We start from the raw sequence: 16,681 nt of genomic DNA, 5'->3' as shown, positions 1-16,681 counted from the left end.
ACCAACCCGAGCGGCTCTTCGCCGCCTGCTGCAGCGCGTGTTCCCACGCCTCGACCGGGATCGTCGCCCGGACGCAGAAGATCGGCACCACCGGCTCCGGCGTGACGGTCCGTGTCGGGACGGCTTCCCGAAGCACAGCGCCGGCTCCGGTCCTCGGCTCCTGCGGCATGTCGGTCCCTCGCGGCCCCCGTCCGCCCTGCCTACGCTCTACAGGAGGGCGCAGCGGAGAAGGACCGACGAGGACTGCCATGGTGACGGGCTTCCCGTTCGTGGGACGCGAGGACGTACTCGGCGCGCTCGAGGCGGCACGGGAGCGAGCCGCCGCGGGCCGGGGTGGGCTCGTCACCCTGACGGGGGTGGCGGGTGCGGGGAAGACCCGTGTCGCGGAGGAGGCCGCCGACCGCGCCGAGGGCTTTCGCACGGTGTGGACGTGGTGCCCGCCGGACGCCGTGGAACACGCGCTCAGGCCCTGGTCGCGGCTGCTGCGCGAACTCGTCGTGGACGACGTGCGCTGCGGGCGGCTGGTCGCCGCGTCGCCCTCGCTGCGGGCGGTGCTAGCCGGGTCCGCGGCGGGCGGGCGGACCGAGGCGGACCCGGAGGCGGCACGGGTGAGACTGGCGGGGGACGTCGCCGAGATCCTGACGACGGCGGCACGGCGGCGGCCGCTGCTGCTGGTCCTGGACGACGTCCACGCGGCCGACGCCTCCTCGCTGCGACTCCTCCTGGAGACGGCGGACGCCGTGCGCGGTGCCCGGGTCCTGCTCCTGGCCACGGCCCGCGACGACGACACCGCGTGGCAGGACCGCGCCTGGGCCCGCGCCCAATTGCTGCGCCGCGGAACCGCTCTGCCGGTGGGACCGCTGCGGGAGGAGGACGTGGCGGTCCTGCTCGACGCGGCGACGGACGGCGCTCCCGCGCCTTCGGCCGTGCACGCGCTGGCCCGGTACACGGGTGGTGAGGCGTTCTTCGTGACCGAACTCCTCCGGTCGGGCGGCGGCCTCGAAGGACCCGTTTCCGGGATCCCGGCGACGGCCGTCTCCGTGCGGGTCCGGGACGCGGTCCGTGCCCGTACCGCAGAACTGTCGCCCCGTGCCGCGCGGTTGCTGGATCTCGCCGCCCTGCTGGGAACACGGTTCCGGCTCGACGTGCTCGCCGATGCCGCGGCCGTGCCGCTCGACGAGGTGCGTGCGCTGCTCGCGGAGGCGGCGGGGGCCGGACTGCTGGCGGAGGCCGGGGCGAACGAAGGACGCTTCCGGCACGATCTTCTGCGCGAGGCCCTGTCCGACAGGCCGGCGCCCGCCGAGCGGGCGGGGCTGCACCGCACGCTGGCCGCCGTGCTGGCCGGCCATGCCAGGCGCGGCCGCGACACCGGCCCCGCCGAGGTCGCCCACCATCTCCTCCTCTCCGGCCCGGAACACGCCCGGGAAGCCGCCGGGTACTGCCGGGAGGCCGCCGACCGCGCCGCCGCGCTGCTCGCGTTCGAGGAGGCTGCCCGCTGGTACGAGAGAGGTGTACGGGCGTTCGCGACCGCAGGCTTCGACACGGCGGAGCAGGCCGGGAACGACGACGGTGCCGGGTACACCTTCGGCGGCGGCTTCGACGGCGGGGGTGGTGTCCGTGCCCGTGCCAGGGGGAGCACCGAGGCCGTCGAAGGCGGCGGGGCGGCCGGTCAGGAGCGCGACGACACCGGGGCATTTGTCGAGGTGCTGCTCGGGCTCGGGGCGGCGCGGCTCGGGTCCGGGGACTGGGCGAAGGCCCGTACCGCGCTGCTGCGCGCCGCTTCGCTCGCCCGCCGGGCGGGCCGCCCCGATCTGCTGGCGCGGGCCGCGCTGGGCCTCGGCACGGGTCCCGTCGGCTTCGAGGTCGATGTGGCCGACCGTGAGCAGGCCGACCTGCTCGGCGAGGCCCGTTCCGCTCTCGCGGGCGATCCGGCGCACGCCGCGCTGCGTGCCGCCGTCACCGCCCGGCTGTCCCTCGCGGCGGCGCTCCTCGAACCCGAGGAACGCCGGGTCGCTCTCGCCGAGGAGGCGGTGGCCGCGGCACGTGAGGCCGACGACCCGGCGACGCTCGGACCGGCGCTGGCGGCACTGTGCGACGCCCGGTCCGGCCCCGACCACTGCCGCGACCGTCTCGACCGGTCCCGGGAGATCATCGCCGTGGCCCGTGCCCGGCGCGACCTCCCGCTCGAACTCCTCGGCCGGCGGCTGCGGTTGGTCGCGCTGATGGAGACCGGCTCGTTCGCCGGGGCGGACTCCGAGGCAGCCGCGTACGACACCGCGGCCCGGCCGCTGCGACAGCCGCTGTACGCGTGGTACGTGCCCCTGTGGCGCGGCACGCGGGCACTGATGGAGGGACGTTACGGCGACTGCGCCACCGCGCTCGACGAGGTGGAGGCGCTGGGAGGAGCGGCGGGCAGCCCCAACGCCGTGCTGCTCGCGGAGACACAACGCTGGTGCCTGTACGCGGAGACCGGAGACCGGGACAACCTGCGAAGGCTGCGGGAACGGGCGCCGCTGGAGCGGATGCCCGGGGTGTGGCCGCGTGTCACCCTGGCGCTGCTCGCGGCGCAGTTGGGGCACCGCGAGGAGGCCTCGCGTCGCCTGGCCGGGGTGATGCCCTCACTCGTCGGGGCTCCACGGGACAGCGAATGGCTGCCGATGATGGCGCAGGCCGCGGAGACCGTCGGCTCGGTGGGCACCCATCCGTCCGCGTCTTCGCTCTACGACGCCCTGGCGCCGTACGCGGGGCTGTTCGCGGTGGAGGGCATCGGCGCGGCGATCCGGGGACCGGTGGACCGTCATCTGGCGCTTCTGGCCCGGTCCATGGGCGACGACCGGACAGCCCGCCACCACCGCGACCGCGCCGTGCGGGCCGCCGTGGAGGCGGGAGCGGTCGCGCTCGCCGAGCGCATCGCGGAAGAGACTCCGGGGACGGCGGGAACGACGGGGGCGGCGGAAACCACGGAAGCCGCGGGGACGACGGGGACGACACGGGCGGCGGCAGGAACGGCCGGTGCGGTGGGAACGGCCGGGACAGTGGAGGCACGGGGGGCTCCGGGGAGCGGGAGCGTGCCCGGGACCGCCGTTCCGGCACCGCCGGAGTTCCGCGGCGGCACCGTGCGGGCGCAGGACGGCACGAGTGACGGCACCCCGATCCGGGGCTTTGCCGACACGCGGCCCGAGGGTCCGGCGGGCCCCGCCGCGACGGGCCCCGCCGCACGCGGGCGGCAGCCGGACTCTCCGCTGCCCACGGCGCAGTTCCGCCGCGAAGGACCGCTGTGGCACCTGGTGTACGCCGGCCGGGAGGCCCGCCTCCCCGACAGCAAGGGCCTGCACGACATCGCGGTGCTCCTCGGCCGCCCGGGAACCCCGGTCCCGGCGGTCGATCTGGCGGCATCCGGTGACACTGCCGGTGGCACCGCCGACGGCGTCGGAACGAGCGCCGACGGCCTGCACGCTCCGGGCGATCTGGGCGAGGTCGTCGACGCCACCGCGCGCGCCGCGTACCGGCGGCGGCTGCGGGAGCTGGAGGAGGAGGCCGAGGACGCCGACGCGGGCGGGGACGCGGTGCGGTCGCGCCGGATCGCGGAGGAGAAGGACGCGCTCGTCCGTCAGCTGTCCGCCGCCTACGGCATCGGCGGCCGCGTCCGCCGCGCCGGTTCCCCCGCCGAACGCGCCCGTACGGCCGTGACGGCCCGCGTCCGCGCCGCCGTCCGGCGTGTCACGGCGGTTCATCCGGAACTGGGACGCCATCTGGGGACCTCCGTACGCACGGGCACCCTGTGCGTCTACGAGCCCGAGAACCCGCCCGCCTGGCACCTGTGAGCCCCGGGGCCGCGTTCCGGAGGCGGCGGGAACGGGGACCGGGTGAGCCGTCGCCTCACATCGTGCCGTCCGGCCTCACGCCTGAGGGGTGAAGGCGCCGTACGGAACCGGGTACGGCCGGGGAACGAAAGGCGGACGTCATGCCGCGCACAGCCAAAGCAGAGGCGGAACTGAAGGTGGACGAGCCGGTGATCGAGGGCCGGTACGCCGAAGTCGGCCCGTACACCGTCTCGTACGAGACCATGAAGGCCGACATGGATCCGGGACCGCTCTTCCGGGGACTGCCCGACGACCGGTGCCAGTGCCCGCACTGGGGCCAGGTGATCTCCGGAAAGATCGTGTTCCGGTACGCCGACCACGACGAGGTGTTCCACGCGGGCGACGCCTACTACGGCGCTCCGGGGCATCTGCCCCTCCTCTTCGCCGGCACCGAGGTCGTCGAGTTCAGCCCCACCGCCGAACTGGACCGCACCATGCGAACCGTCGGCCGCAATCTCGCGGAGGCGACGTCATGAGCGCCCTCGACGCCCGCCGGGCCAAGGAACTCGCCGATCTCTTCGTGGAGTTCCTGCAGACGAACAGCGCCCCTGACGGGCTGTTCACGGACGATGTGTTCGTGGACCTCAGCCTGCCCCAGTGGCGGCTCCAGACAGCCGGCCGCGACAACCTCGTCGCCCTGCGCCGCAGCAGCCACCCCGCCCTCGGCACCGTTCCACGCCACCGCGCGGAGGTCACCGGGACCGGGATGGTCATCGAGTTCGAGGAGCGCTGGGAGGACGCCGAAGGCACCTGGTACTGCCGTGAGATGGTGCGCGCCGAGGTACGCGACGGCTCGGTCGGCGAGGTGTCCGTCTACTGCACCGGCGATTGGTCCCCCGAGGTGCAGGAGGCCCACCGTCGCGAGGTGACCCTCATTCGGCAATGAGGCAATGCGGTGATCAGGGCGCGGGAGCGGGGCGCGGGCGGGACGGTCCGAGCCTGGACCGGGCAGTTCGGCCGGATCGGTCGGGCCGGGACAGGTCGCCCAGGTGTGCCGGCGGTCGGTGCCACGAGCACGGTCGCTGCACGCGAAGTCGCCTGAGCGAAGGACGAGTTGAGACCGTCGCTCCGCTCCCCCGCCACCCGGCCGCCGACAAGGATGCCTCAGGCGACTCATGCGACCTACAGCTAATCGCCTCGAATCTCTTGATCACGACGCCACGCCCTGATATTCATGATCACATCTTGCTCACATGATCTTCACATGCAGGTGACTTGAGAGAGCCCTTGACGACCCGTCCTTCCCGCGCGCCACGGTTAGCGCCGACCGCACCCCGAGCGACGCCCCGGGATCCTCGGCGGCACGCTCCGACGGGGGACTGACCTCGGGTCACCGAGGCGGTCACGACACCGCACGTCAGCCGTCCTCCAGGACCGTCGACCGGGTCCGGCCGCGCCGGTCTCCAGGTCCTTTTCACTCCCTCGCTCCCGGCGGGCCGTTCCCGGCCCGTCCGGGCCCGAAGATCCCACCGGACCTTCGGGAGAGGGACCGTCCCATCACCGACGGGCCCGCCTTTCCCTTCCGCCTCCCACGACGAGGCCCGCTTCGGCCTTTTCGCCACCTTCACATCTGCTCACCTGTTTTCACCGAGGGAATCGATGCCTGCTTTCTGCCCGCATTGCGGCGGCTCCGTGGCCCACGAGGCGCGCCACTGCGTTTCGTGCGGCCGGCCCACCGCCGCCCCGGCGCCCGCTCCGTCCCCGGCGGCGCCGCCACCCCTTCCCTCCGCGCCGCCCACCGCTCAGGCTCCGTCCGCCGCGAGCATGGCGCTGACCCGCCTGCTGAAGGGCGACTGGATCGGGCCCGCCCGCATCGCCGCGCTGCCCGCGGCCCTCCTGCTGCTCCTGTCCCTGCTCCTGGCGCTGACCGCCGAGGACGTCCCGTTCGGCGGCGCCTTCCCCACGGCACTCGCCGTCGTCCTGTCCGCCCTCGGCGCCCACCCGGGACTTGATCTGACAGGACAGGACTCGACTCCGCCGGCGTCGCTGGAACTCTCCCTCATGCCGCTCGGAGTGACACTGCTGTGGGCGGCGGCCCTGTGGTTCGGCGCCCGGCTGTACCTCCGTGGCGCGGCCGGCGCAGGAAAGCACCTCGACACCGCGGAAACCCTGTTCCTGGGCGTGCGCAGCGTGCTGGCGGCCGTGATCGGATCCGTCCTGCTCGCCTGGGCCGCCGGTACCTCGGTCACCGTTCCGTCGTCGGACCCTTCCGATCCGTTGGCGGCATTCCTCGCACCCTTTCTGGGCCCGGACCTCACCCTGTCCGTGACCTGCTCCCCGCTCCGCGCGGCCTGGTGGACGCTGGTGCTGGCGTCCGTGGTGCTCTTCCCCACCCTGTGCCGGACATCGATGTCAGCCTGGACCGCCCGCCGGCCGGGACTCGGTGACTGGCTCCGCGCGACCCGCCGGGCGGGCGTGGCACTGGCCGTGCCCCTCTCGCTGGCCGGTCTCGCCGCCGTGGTGTTCCTGGTGTCCGAGGGCGGCTTTCCCGCGCTGATACCCGCGGTGCTCCTCGCCCCGAACCTCGCCGTGACCCTCCTGGGTCTGGGTTCCGGAGCGTCCGTCGACTTCGCCGACACCCTCGTCATCCCGGACTCGGACAGCGAGGGCACGGCGGCGTCGGCCGTTTCCCTGTTCGACCTCCAGGACCTCAGCGGCTGGGTCTGGGTGTCCGTGCTGCTCGGCGTGGTGGCCGCGGTGGTGCTGGGCGCGGGTGTCCTCCGTGAGGCGGCGCGCCCCGCCGCCGCCGTGCGCGCCGTGGTGTGCTTCGTCTCGGGGTTCCTGCTGCTGGCCGTGATGGCGGGGATCGCGGTCGAGTTGTCCTCGGAGATCGACGATTCGTCGAGCCTGGCGCATGCGCTCGCCGAACAGAACATCTCGCCGGTGGACGGCAGCACGATGTCGATCGGGCTGGGCATCCCCACCGTCCTGCTCGCGGCGACGGTGTGGGCCGTGCTCGGCGCGTTCGGTGTACCGGCCTTGGCTCGTCGGCTCGGCATCACGCGCGTCGAGGACGTGCCCGCGCTCTCGGCCCTGCGTGAGCGCCTGAGCGGTCGGCCCGGACCCGTGCCGTCGGCCATGACGGTCCCCGTCGCGGCCTCCGCCCCGCTTCCTGCCCCTGTTCCGGCCACCGCTCCCGTTCCGGCCTCCGCCCCCGTCCCCGTCGTCGCCCCTGTTCCCGTCGCCCCGCCCTCGGCCCCACCGGTGACGGCGCAGGCATCGGAGGCCGCGCTCGCCGACGCCGCCCCGCACCTCGGCGCCGCATCGACGCCCTCGACGGAGGACCGGGCCGCGGAGGTACCGGCGGAGGAAACCGCGGACGCGGCCGTGACCGCCCGAGCCACGACTCCCCCCGCACCCGCGGCGGCCCCGGCGAAGTCCCCCGCCGTGAGCACCGTGAAGGAACCCGGCGCGGCGGAAGCCACCGCCCGGCCCGTGATCGCCGACGAGCCGACCGGCCCGACGACCGCCGAGGCCGCCGCTCCGGCCGAGTCCGCACCTGGCCCCCTCGCCGGAGCCGGCCAGGAGACGGCGGACGTGGCCGCCCCCGTGGAGCCGCGAACGACCGTCGAAGCCGCCGAGGTGACGGAACCGGCAGAGGCGAGCGAGGCGACCGAGTCAGCGGATGAGCCGACGGAACCCGCGACGGAACCGGCCGCCCGACCGACGGACGAGCTCACCGTGTCGGCGGACGGGTCGGCCGCGTCGGCCGAAGCCGGGACCGAACCGACGGACGAGCCGACCGCACCGGCGGACGAACCGGCCGGGCAGGCGGACCGGTCGGCCCAGCCGACGCCCACCGAAGTCGACATCCCGGTCGACTCCCCGACGACAGCCCCCGACCACACCGAGGACTACCCTGCGGAGGAAGCCGCGGTGGGACGTGCGGAAGAGGCCGCCCCCTCCCCGTCGACAGCTCCCCCGGTACCCCCGGCGCTTCACCCCGCCGCCGGTCCCGCCGCAGGTCTCCTCAAGACCCCCGCCGCGGTACAGCCCGGCGCGCAGTTCCAGCCCGCTCCGGCAGGCGGCGCGGGGAATCACGCCGCCGCCTTCGCCAGCCTGCCCACCGGCAACATGGCGTACCCCGCCCCCGCACCTCAGGTCGTTCACGGTCCCGTGCCGCAGGTCGTTCACGGTCCCGTGCCTCAGGTCGTTCACGGTCCCGTGCCTCAGGTCGTTCACGGTCCCGTGCCGCAGCCGGGGCGACGCAAGATCGGCTGGGGTGTCGTCGCGCTGACCCTCGTGGCGAGCGCGGTCCTCGCCGGGGGCGTCACGGCGGCGGCCATCATGCTGGCCTCCGACCGGTCGGCCTCCCCGTCGCACACGACGCGCGCCACCGACGATGCCGTGGTCCCGGGCACCGCCACGTCCGGCCCGCCTTCGGCACCGGCCTCGGCCGCGCCGACGGGCACGTCCGCCGTGCCGTCCGATTCCGGAGCGTCCCCGTCCGCGTCGGTCGGTTCACCGGAAGACATCGTCAGAGAGGTGCAGAGCCTGCTGGACGAGAACGACCCGCTGCGCACACGGGTGCAGAAGGCCATCGCAAGGGCCAAGGACTGCTCCGAGGGCGCAGGTCCCGTCAGAGACGCGCGCGACGACCTGGAAGCGGTGGCGGAGGCGCGCGAAGGCTTCGTGAAGAAGCTCGCCCCGCTCACACCACAGGCGGACGGCGACCTCGCCGAGGCCTTGAACGCCCTGTCCCTTGCCTGGACGGAGTCCGCGGAGGCCGACCGGGCCTACTCCCTCTGGGCATCGGACACCGTCGAGTTCGTGACCGACGATCCGATCTATGGATGTGGGCACGACGGCCAGCCGGGCGCGGACTACAGGGCCGGAACCCACAACGCCGAGGCGACCAAGGCGAAGGAGCGGTTCGCCACGCTGTGGAATTCCATTGCCCTGCAGTACGACGGCCTGACGCCGGTCGACGCGGACCACATCTAGCGGATCGAGTCCCGTTCGGGCCGCGCCGCATCGCCCACACCACACGTGGGCGATGCGGCGCCGTCGTTTCCCGCAGAGGACACCGCCATCCCGGTGACCCCATGGTGTGCCTGCAGCGGGCCATCCGTGGCATCGGGAAGGCTGGACCCGCCAGACGGCACGGTCGCACGGTCACGGCAGAAGGCAGCGGGGCACAGCGGTGATCAGGGGTCCGAGGAGGAGTCACCGAGAGGCGATCCGCTCGGCCCTGCGCTCACTGCTGACTTCGGCGGTTCTCGTGACCGCCTACTACCTGCTCCCGCTCGACAAGACCTTCACCCCGGCCACCGTCATCACGCTCGTCGGCGGCATCGTGGCCGTGGCCCTGCTCCTGTCCTGGCAGATCCGCGAGATCACCCGGGCCCCGCGGCCCGAACTGCGGGCCATGGAGGCACTGGCGACCAGCGTTCCGCTCTACATGCTCCTGTTCGCCGTCGTCTACTACCTGATGGAGCGCAGCGCGCCGGGCAGCTTCAGTGAGACGCTGACGCGCACCGACGCCCTCTACTTCACCGTGACGGTCTTCAGCACGGTCGGCTTCGGAGACATCACCGCGCGCAGCGAAACGGCCCGGGTGCTGGTCACAGGGCAGATGGCGGTGAACGTCCTGCTGATCGGTGTGGCCGCGCGGCAGCTCGTGTCGGCGGTTCAGCAAGGCAGGCACCAGCAGCAGGCGTCCCGGCCCGGCGCGGAGGACGACGGGCCCCCGCGCGAAGGGTGATCGACGAGTCGACGCCCTCGGCTGCCGAGCCCTATCCGTCGGCTTCGAGCTCCGCCTCGGCCACCGCGATCGCCATGCCGAACGCCCTGGCGATGTTGCCGGCCGCCGTCATGACACGGGCCGTACCCACGATGGGGGCGATGGCCACCAGCACGTCCTGCACCTGAGCCATGGTCAGGTCGGCCTGGATGGCGGGGTCGATGTGCGCGAGGTAGGAGATGGGAGGCGCGTCCGAGGCCGCGAGTGCCGCGATACGCGTGAGGAGAAGCTGGTCCGTGGGCAGTTCGCACCGCTCGACCGAGTCGACGGTCATGGCGGCGATGGTGTCCAGGACAGGGGTGTCGGATGCTGTGGTCATGGCTGCCGGTCTCCTGATGCGCGGACGGGGGCGCTGCAGGCGGAGGGAATCGGTGTCCGCCGGCGCCACTTGATGCGTCAACCGTAGGTGCATTTCGGGCAGGGCGCGCGCGGAGGAGCCGGGGGCGGCGGCGCCCGTCATGACCGGGACCGGCGGCCGCTCCGGCCATGTGACCCCTGAGCGCAGCCGGGCCCCGCCTATGGTCGGGCGGGCCCAGCTGCGCTCAGGGCACGGGCCGTTCGGCGTACGGCGCTCATCGGCTCATCGTGGCGACGGCCGCGGTCCTCCCCCGGCCGACGACCGCGTGGGACGGGTCCCGGCCGCTGCCCGGACGTCGCCCCACGTGTCGGTGCCGGTCCGGTCAGGCGCCGACGTACGCCGCCAGGTGTTCCCCGGTGAGGGTGGAGCGGGCGGCGACGAGGTCGGCCGGGGTGCCCTCGAACACGAGCCGGCCGCCGTCGTGGCCGGCTCCGGGGCCGAGGTCGATGATCCAGTCGGCGTGTGCCATGACCGCCTGGTGGTGCTCGACGACGATGACCGACTTGCCCGAGTCGACGAGCCGGTCGAGCAGGCCGAGCAACTGCTCGACGTCGGCGAGGTGCAGGCCCGTGGTCGGCTCGTCGAGGACGTACACGCCGCCCTTGTCGGCCATGTGCGTGGCGAGCTTGAGCCGTTGGCGCTCGCCGCCGGACAGTGTGGTGAGCGGCTGGCCGAGGGTGAGGTAGCCGAGCCCGACGTCGGCGAGGCGCGCGAGGATCCGCTGCGCGGCCGGCGTGTGCGCCTCACCGGCGCCGAAGAACTCCCCGGCCTCGTCGACCGACATCGCGAGGACCTCGCTGATGTCACGGCCGCCGAGGTGGTACTCCAGGACCGAGGCGTCGAACCGCTTGCCCTCGCAGTCCTCGCAGGTGGTGGTGACACCGGCCATCATGGCGAGGTCCGTGTAGATGACGCCGGCGCCGTTGCAGGTGGGGCAGGCGCCTTCGGAGTTGGCGCTGAAGAGGGCCGGTTTCACGTCGTTGGCCTTCGCGAAGGCCTTGCGGATCGGGTCGAGCAGACCGGTGTACGTCGCCGGGTTGCTCCGCCGTGAACCGCGGATCGGAGCCTGGTCGACCGACACCACGCCCTCGCCGGCCGGGACGGACCCGTGCACCAGCGAGCTCTTGCCGGAGCCCGCGACGCCGGTGACGACGACGAGCACCCCGAGCGGGATGTCGACGTCCACGTCGCGCAGGTTGTTGGCCGACGCGCCGCGGATCTCCAGCGCCCCGGTGGGCTTGCGCGGCGTCTCCTTGACCTGGGACCGGTCGTCGAAGTGCCGGCCGGTCACCGTGCCGCCGTTGCGCAGTTCCTCGACCGTGCCCTCGAAGCAGACGGAGCCGCCGCCCGTTCCGGCGCCGGGGCCGAGGTCGACGACGTGGTCGGCGATCACGATCGTCTCCGGCTTGTGCTCCACGACGAGCACGGTGTTGCCCTTGTCCCGCAGCCGCAGCAGGAGGCCGTTCATCCGCTGGATGTCATGGGGGTGCAGGCCGGCCGTGGGCTCGTCGAAGACGTAGGTGACGTCGGTGAGCGAGGAGCCGAGGTGGCGGATCATCTTGACGCGCTGCGCCTCGCCGCCGGACAGGGTGCCCGCCGGGCGGTCCAGGGCGAGGTAGCCGAGACCGATCTCCACGAACGAGTCGAGGGTCTGCTGGAGCGCGGAGAGCAGGGGCGCGACCGAGGGCTCGTCGAGACCGCGGACCCATTCGGCCAGGTCGCTGATCTGCATCGCGCAGGCGTCGGCGATGCTGATCCGCTGGATCTTCGAGGCACGGGCGCCCTCGCTGAGCCGGGTGCCGTCGCACTCGGGGCAGGTGGCGAAGGCGACCGCCCGGTCCACGAACGCCCGGATGTGCGGCTGCATCGCCTCCTTGTCCTTGGAGAGCATCGACTTCTGGACCCGCGGGATCAGCCCCTCGTAGGTCATGTTGATGCCCGCGATCTTCATCCGGGTCGGCTCGTGGTGGAGGAAGTCGTGGAGCTCCTTCTTCGTGTACCTGCGGATCGGCTTGTCCGGGTCGACGAAGCCCGACTCCTTGTAGAGCCGCATGTTCCAGCCGTCCGAGCCGTAGCCGGGGATGGTGATCGCACCCTCGTTCAGCGACTTGGAGTCGTCGTAGAGCTGGGTGAGGTCGATGTCGGAGACCGTGCCCCGGCCCTCGCAGCGCACGCACATGCCGCCGGTGCGGTTGAAGGTCGCCTTCACCGCCTTCTTGGCACCGCGCTCCACGGTGATGGCACCGCTCGCGCTGACCGAGGGGACGTTGAACGCGTACGCGCTGGGCGGGCCGATGTGCGGCTCGCCGAGCCTGCTGAACAGGATGCGCAGCATCGCGTTGGCGTCGGTGGCGGTACCGACCGTGGAGCGGGGGTCGGCGCCCATCCGCTGCTGATCGACGATGATCGCGGTGGTCAGGCCTTCGAGGACGTCGACCTCGGGCCGGGCGAGTGTGGGCATGAAGCCCTGCACGAAGCTGCTGTACGTCTCGTTGATCAGCCGCTGCGACTCGGCGGCGATCGTGTCGAACACCAGGGAGCTCTTGCCCGAGCCGGACACGCCGGTGAACACCGTCAGCCGGCGCTTCGGGATCTCGATGCTGACGTCCTTGAGATTGTTCTCGCGCGCGCCGAGCACACGGATCAGATCGTGGCTGTCGGCGCCGTGCGGCGCGGCCGGCCGCGTATCCGTCCTCGTGGCCTTGCTCATCGTGTCTCCATCTGTCGGGCGGGGCCCGCCTTCGCGGGTCCCGCCGGCATCGCCTGCACCGATCCGGCCGGCATCACGCGGCCCGCCGGGCTCACCTTGCGCCACGCTAGGTGAAACAGGGCCGTGGGCGCTTCTCAAATCCTGACCGCGTGGGGAAGTACCGGATCCGGGGCGAGAATCGGAGGGTGACCATGCCTTCCGACACGTCGCCCCTGTCAGGTCGCACCGAGTGCGGCAGCCGCGCCCGCAGTCCGCTGCACGCCTTCCTGCGGACGGAGACCGGCAGCGCCGCCGTACTGCTGGCCGCCGCCCTGGTCGCGATGGCCTGGGCCAACATCGGCCCCGGCACGTACGAGAAGGTGTGGAGCACCGAGCTGTCGGTCCGTATCGGATCGGGCGGTGTGTCGATGGACCTGCGCGCGTGGGTGAACAGCGGGCTGATGACGTTGTTCTTCTTCGTCGTCGGTCTGGAGGCGCGCCGCGAGTTCGACCTGGGCGAGCTGAGGGAGCGCCGCCGGGTCACCCTGCCGCTGCTGGCGGGGCTGAGCGGCATGGTCGTGCCCGTCGTCGTGTACCTGGCCGTCACCGCGGGCCACGGCTCGGCGGCGCACGGCTGGGGTGCCGCCATGTCGACGGACACCGCCTTCGCCCTGGGCATGCTCGCCGTCTTCGGCTCCCGGCTGCCCGGCGCCCTTCGGGTCTTCATGCTCACCATCGCCGTCGTGGACGACTTCCTGGCCCTGGCCGTCGTCGTCCTCGTCTACAGCGACACCATCGAGGTGCCCGCGCTGCTGACGGCGCTGGCCCTGTTCGCGGTCGTCCTGCTGCTGCGGCGCACCGTCGGCGCCCGGATCCCGTCGCTGTACGGCGTGCTGGGCGTGGCGATCTGGGTGGCGCTGCTGAAGTCGGGCGTCGACCCGGTGGTGACGGGTCTGGCGATGGGCATGCTGACCTACGCGTACACGGCCGAGCGCGGCGATCTGGAGCACGCCAGCCGGCTGTTCCGGCGTTTTCGCGAGCAGCCGACGCCGGAGCTGGAGCGCACGGTGCGACGCGGTCTCGCCTCGACGCTCTCCCCGAACGAACGGCTCCAGCAGATGTTCCATCCCTGGACCAGTTACGTGATCGTGCCGCTGTTCGCCCTGGCCAACGCCGGCATCACGCTGAGCGCCGGACAACTGGCCGACGCCTTCACCTCACCGGTCACCCTCGGCATCCTCTTCGGCTACCTGCTCGGCAAGCCCGTCGGCGTCATCGGCGGGTCCTGGCTCACCACGCGCGCCGGGCGGGGACGGCTGCACCCGCCCGTGGGCTGGGGTGCCATCACCGCGGGGGGCACACTGGCCGGGGTGGGCTTCACCGTGGCCCTGCTGATCGCGTCGCTGGCCTTCACCGGCGACCGGCTGGAGCAGGCGAAGATCGGCATCCTGGCCGCGGTCGCGGGCTCGTTCCTGCTCACCTGGGTCGTCACCCTGGTGCTCGGTGCCCTCACCGGGCGCTCGCGCGCGCGGGCCCTGCTCGGCACCGGCCAGGCCATCGTCGACCTGAGCGAGCCCGTCGACGTGGAGCGTGACCATGTGCGCGGGCCGCTCGACGCGCCGGTGACCCTCGTCGAGTACGGGGACTTCGAGTGTCCGTACTGCGGTCTGGCCGAGTCCGTGGTGCGCGAACTGCTCACCGACTTCGGTGACGTCCGCTATGTGTGGCGCCATCTGCCGCTCACCGATGTGCACCCGAACGCCCAGCTCGCCGCGCAGGCCGCCGAGGCCGCGGCCCGCCAGGACCGCTACTGGGAGATGCACGACCTGCTCATGGGGCACCAGGGCGACCTGGGGCCGAAGGACCTGTTCCGGTACGCCGCCCGGCTCGGCCTCGACAGCGGCCGGTTCCGCGAGGACCTGCGGGGCGGCGCGGGCGCGGCCCGGATCGCCGTGGACGTCGAGTCGGCCGACCTCAGCGGTGTCTCGGGCACTCCGACGTTCTTCGTCAACGGCCGCCGTCACTACGGCGCCTACGACATCGCCTCCTTGGCGGAGGCCGTGCGCGCCGCGCGCCAGCGGACGACGCTCACGGGGGCGGGTCAGGAGGGCTGAGTTCAGGTCGCGCGGGCTCGCAGGCGGCGCAGCATGCGGGCGTCCTCGAAGCCCACGGCGCGGGCGGCGGCGTCGACGGTGACGCCGTGGCTGATGAGGTGCTCGGCGCGCTCCAGGCGCAGGGACTGCTGATAGCGCAGGGGTGTGAGACCACCGGTCGCACGGGCGAAGAGGCGGGTGAGGGTGCGCTCGCTCACGCCGACGGCCGCGGCCAGTTCCGGCAGGGGCAGCGGCCGGTCGAAGCGGGCGTCGAGGAGGTCCTGGGCGCGGTGCACGGTGTCGTCCAGGTGGGACCGGTACCGGAGCATCGCGCTGGCCTGGGGTTCGTGGCCGTTGCGCCGTGCGTAGACCACCATGTCCCGGGCCACCTGCGCGGCCACCGCGGGGCCGTGCCGGCCGGCGATCAGGTGCAGGGCGAGGTCGATGCCGCTGGCGATGCCCGCCGAGGTGACGACCCGGTCGTCCTGCGTGTAGAGGACGTCGCGGACGACGACCGCCCCGGGATAGCGGCCGGCGAGTTCGTCCTGGACGTCGTGATGGGTGGTGCACCGGCGGCCGTCGAGCAGCCCGGCCCGGCCGAGCGCGTCGGCCCCCGCGCAGACACTGGCGACGGTGCCGCCCCGCGCGTGGTGGTTCCGGAGGACCCGCAGGGCGGCCTCACCGATGGCAGGCCCGTCGCCGAGGGTGAGCGCGCGCCAGCCGGGCACGACGATCAGGTCCTCGGGGCCCAGCTCGGGCCAGTCGAGCCGGGTCACCAGGGGCAGCCCCTGGGCGGTGACGATCAGCGGCTGCTCGGCGACGTAGCCGAGGGTGTAGGGGTGCCCGAAGTCGGCGGCCGTGGAGAAGACCTGCGCGGGGCCGGCCAGGTCCAGCAGATGGACTCCGGGCACCAGGAAGAAGACGACGTGGCTCACGATCCGGTCATCATGCCCGAGTGGCCGCGGAGGTTTCCAGCTCGTCGACCGTGGCGATGGTGGCGAAGCGTCCGGCCAGGGCGTACTCGGTGCGCCTGATGACGTCCTCGGCGCCGAGGGTGCGGGGGTCGGCCAGCAGTTCCGCCACGCTCTGCCCGGCGGGGGCGTCCCGGTGCGGGATGGGGTTGGTGGCGGTGGCGTCGGAGACGAAGGTGACTTGGTAGCCGAGGTCACTCGCGAGGCGGGTGGTGGTCTCCACGCACTGCTCGGTCCGGATCCCGCAGACGGTGAGCTCGCGGACCCCGCGTTCCGTGAGGAGTTGCTGCAGGTTGGTGGTGGTGAAGGCGTTGTGCGAGGTCTTGTGGATCAGCGGCTCCCCGTCCTGGCGCGTGAGCTCGTCCATCAGCCGGACATGGCCGAGGGCGGGGTCGAAGACGCCGTCGCTGCCGGGCTCCGAGTGCAGCACCCACACGACCGTGTCCCCGGCCCGGCGGGCGAGCCCGACGAGCCGGTCCACCTGCTGGGCGATCTTCGGGTCGGAGATGGTCTCCCACAGAGGGTGGGCGCGGAAGGATTCCTGGACGTCGATGACGATCAGTGCTCGGGTCATGCCTCCACTCTGACCGGTGCGTAGGGCACGGGGACAGGCCGCATCGGGTCGGGGTGCGGACCGATCCGGTCACCGCAGGAGCCGGTCCGGGAGCCGTTCCGGCGCCGGACGACGGACACATGAACGGCGAGGGACACATGAACATGGAGGGCGCCGCACACATGTACATGGGACAGACATGAACACTCGAGAACATGGGACATGAACACCGGAGGACATGGGACAACCGGGGACATGGGACATGGGACCCGTGCGGCACCGGGCCCGGCATTCGTCGCGGGTGCCCGCGGGCCCGCGCCCGGGCGCCCGGGCCCCCCCCCCGGGGCGCACCCCCCGGGGGCCCCCGCCGCGGGCCCCGGGCCCGCCGGGGTGGGCCCCCCCGGCCCCGCC

The 16,681-nt window shown here is 73.1% G+C and carries 10 protein-coding genes; 6 read left to right on the top strand and 4 right to left on the bottom strand.

Translation table 11 applies throughout. The features are described 5' to 3' along the window. Nucleotides 1-248 precede the first annotated feature (248 nt). From ACH4S8_RS03245 to ACH4S8_RS03225, 5 genes are all read left to right on the top strand, one after another. On the top strand, nucleotides 249-3,824 hold the full coding sequence (locus tag ACH4S8_RS03245) for an ATP-binding protein (RefSeq protein ID WP_398390389.1): 3,576 nt from the start codon (nucleotides 249-251) through the stop codon (nucleotides 3,822-3,824). 140 nt (nucleotides 3,825-3,964) lie between these two features. Further along, a complete protein-coding gene (locus ACH4S8_RS03240) occupies nucleotides 3,965-4,339 on the top strand; it encodes a hypothetical protein (RefSeq protein WP_398390387.1) in 375 nt (124 codons plus the stop codon). Then, complete coding sequence (locus tag ACH4S8_RS03235; protein ID WP_398390385.1) at nucleotides 4,336-4,749, top strand: hypothetical protein; 414 nt, start codon at nucleotides 4,336-4,338, stop codon at nucleotides 4,747-4,749. The genes ACH4S8_RS03240 and ACH4S8_RS03235 overlap by 4 nt, the downstream gene beginning before the upstream one ends. Nucleotides 4,750-5,627: 878 nt before the next feature. Next, nucleotides 5,628-8,807 (top strand): hypothetical protein, encoded by a 3,180-nt coding sequence (locus ACH4S8_RS03230; RefSeq protein WP_398390384.1) that lies wholly within the window; start codon nucleotides 5,628-5,630, stop codon nucleotides 8,805-8,807. A gap of 277 nt (nucleotides 8,808-9,084) precedes the next feature. Beyond that, nucleotides 9,085-9,567, top strand: a complete 483-nt coding sequence (locus tag ACH4S8_RS03225) for a potassium channel family protein (RefSeq protein WP_398390382.1) — start codon at nucleotides 9,085-9,087, stop codon at nucleotides 9,565-9,567. Nucleotides 9,568-9,598: 31 nt separating this feature from the next. Here the strand turns inward: ACH4S8_RS03225 and ACH4S8_RS03220 are convergent, their stop codons facing one another. Both ACH4S8_RS03220 and ACH4S8_RS03215 read right to left on the bottom strand, forming a co-directional pair. After that, nucleotides 9,599-9,925 carry a carboxymuconolactone decarboxylase gene (locus tag ACH4S8_RS03220; RefSeq protein WP_398390380.1) on the bottom strand — a complete coding sequence of 109 codons (327 nt, stop codon included), beginning with the start codon at nucleotides 9,923-9,925 and terminating at the stop codon, nucleotides 9,599-9,601. Nucleotides 9,926-10,286: 361 nt separating this feature from the next. After that, nucleotides 10,287-12,674 (bottom strand): ATP-binding cassette domain-containing protein, encoded by a 2,388-nt coding sequence (locus tag ACH4S8_RS03215; RefSeq protein ID WP_398390378.1) that lies wholly within the window; start codon nucleotides 12,672-12,674, stop codon nucleotides 10,287-10,289. Nucleotides 12,675-12,865: 191 nt separating this feature from the next. Between ACH4S8_RS03215 and nhaA the strand changes: the two genes are divergently transcribed. Then, a complete protein-coding gene (gene nhaA / locus ACH4S8_RS03210; RefSeq protein WP_398390377.1) occupies nucleotides 12,866-14,767 on the top strand; it encodes a Na+/H+ antiporter NhaA in 1,902 nt (633 codons plus the stop codon). A gap of 2 nt (nucleotides 14,768-14,769) precedes the next feature. Here the strand turns inward: nhaA and ACH4S8_RS03205 are convergent, their stop codons facing one another. After that, nucleotides 14,770-15,681, bottom strand: a complete 912-nt coding sequence (locus ACH4S8_RS03205) for a GlxA family transcriptional regulator (protein ID WP_398390376.1) — start codon at nucleotides 15,679-15,681, stop codon at nucleotides 14,770-14,772. A 10-nt stretch (nucleotides 15,682-15,691) separates the two neighbouring features. Beyond that, entirely contained in the window at nucleotides 15,692-16,291 is a 600-nt protein-coding gene (locus ACH4S8_RS03200; protein WP_398390374.1) for an isochorismatase family protein, read from the bottom strand. Nucleotides 16,292-16,681 lie beyond the last annotated feature (390 nt).

Source organism: Streptomyces sp. NPDC021080 (genome assembly GCF_044333225.1).
Taxonomy (GTDB): Bacteria; Actinomycetota; Actinomycetes; order Streptomycetales; family Streptomycetaceae; genus Streptomyces.
Note: the sequence above shows the minus strand (reverse complement) of the source record. Positions and strands in the feature narration are given on the sequence as shown.

Coding starts and splice junctions, on each gene's coding strand:
- ACH4S8_RS03235 (WP_398390385.1), top strand. CDS start 4,336: ATGAGCGCCCTCGACGCCCGCCGGGCCAAGGAACTCGCCGATCTCTTC.
- ACH4S8_RS03220 (WP_398390380.1), bottom strand. CDS start 9,925: ATGACCACAGCATCCGACACCCCTGTCCTGGACACCATCGCCGCCATG.
- ACH4S8_RS03240 (WP_398390387.1), top strand. CDS start 3,965: ATGCCGCGCACAGCCAAAGCAGAGGCGGAACTGAAGGTGGACGAGCCG.
- ACH4S8_RS03230 (WP_398390384.1), top strand. CDS start 5,628: ATGGCGCTGACCCGCCTGCTGAAGGGCGACTGGATCGGGCCCGCCCGC.
- ACH4S8_RS03215 (WP_398390378.1), bottom strand. CDS start 12,674: ATGAGCAAGGCCACGAGGACGGATACGCGGCCGGCCGCGCCGCACGGC.
- ACH4S8_RS03245 (WP_398390389.1), top strand. CDS start 249: ATGGTGACGGGCTTCCCGTTCGTGGGACGCGAGGACGTACTCGGCGCG.
- nhaA (WP_398390377.1), top strand. CDS start 12,866: ATGCCTTCCGACACGTCGCCCCTGTCAGGTCGCACCGAGTGCGGCAGC.
- ACH4S8_RS03200 (WP_398390374.1), bottom strand. CDS start 16,291: ATGACCCGAGCACTGATCGTCATCGACGTCCAGGAATCCTTCCGCGCC.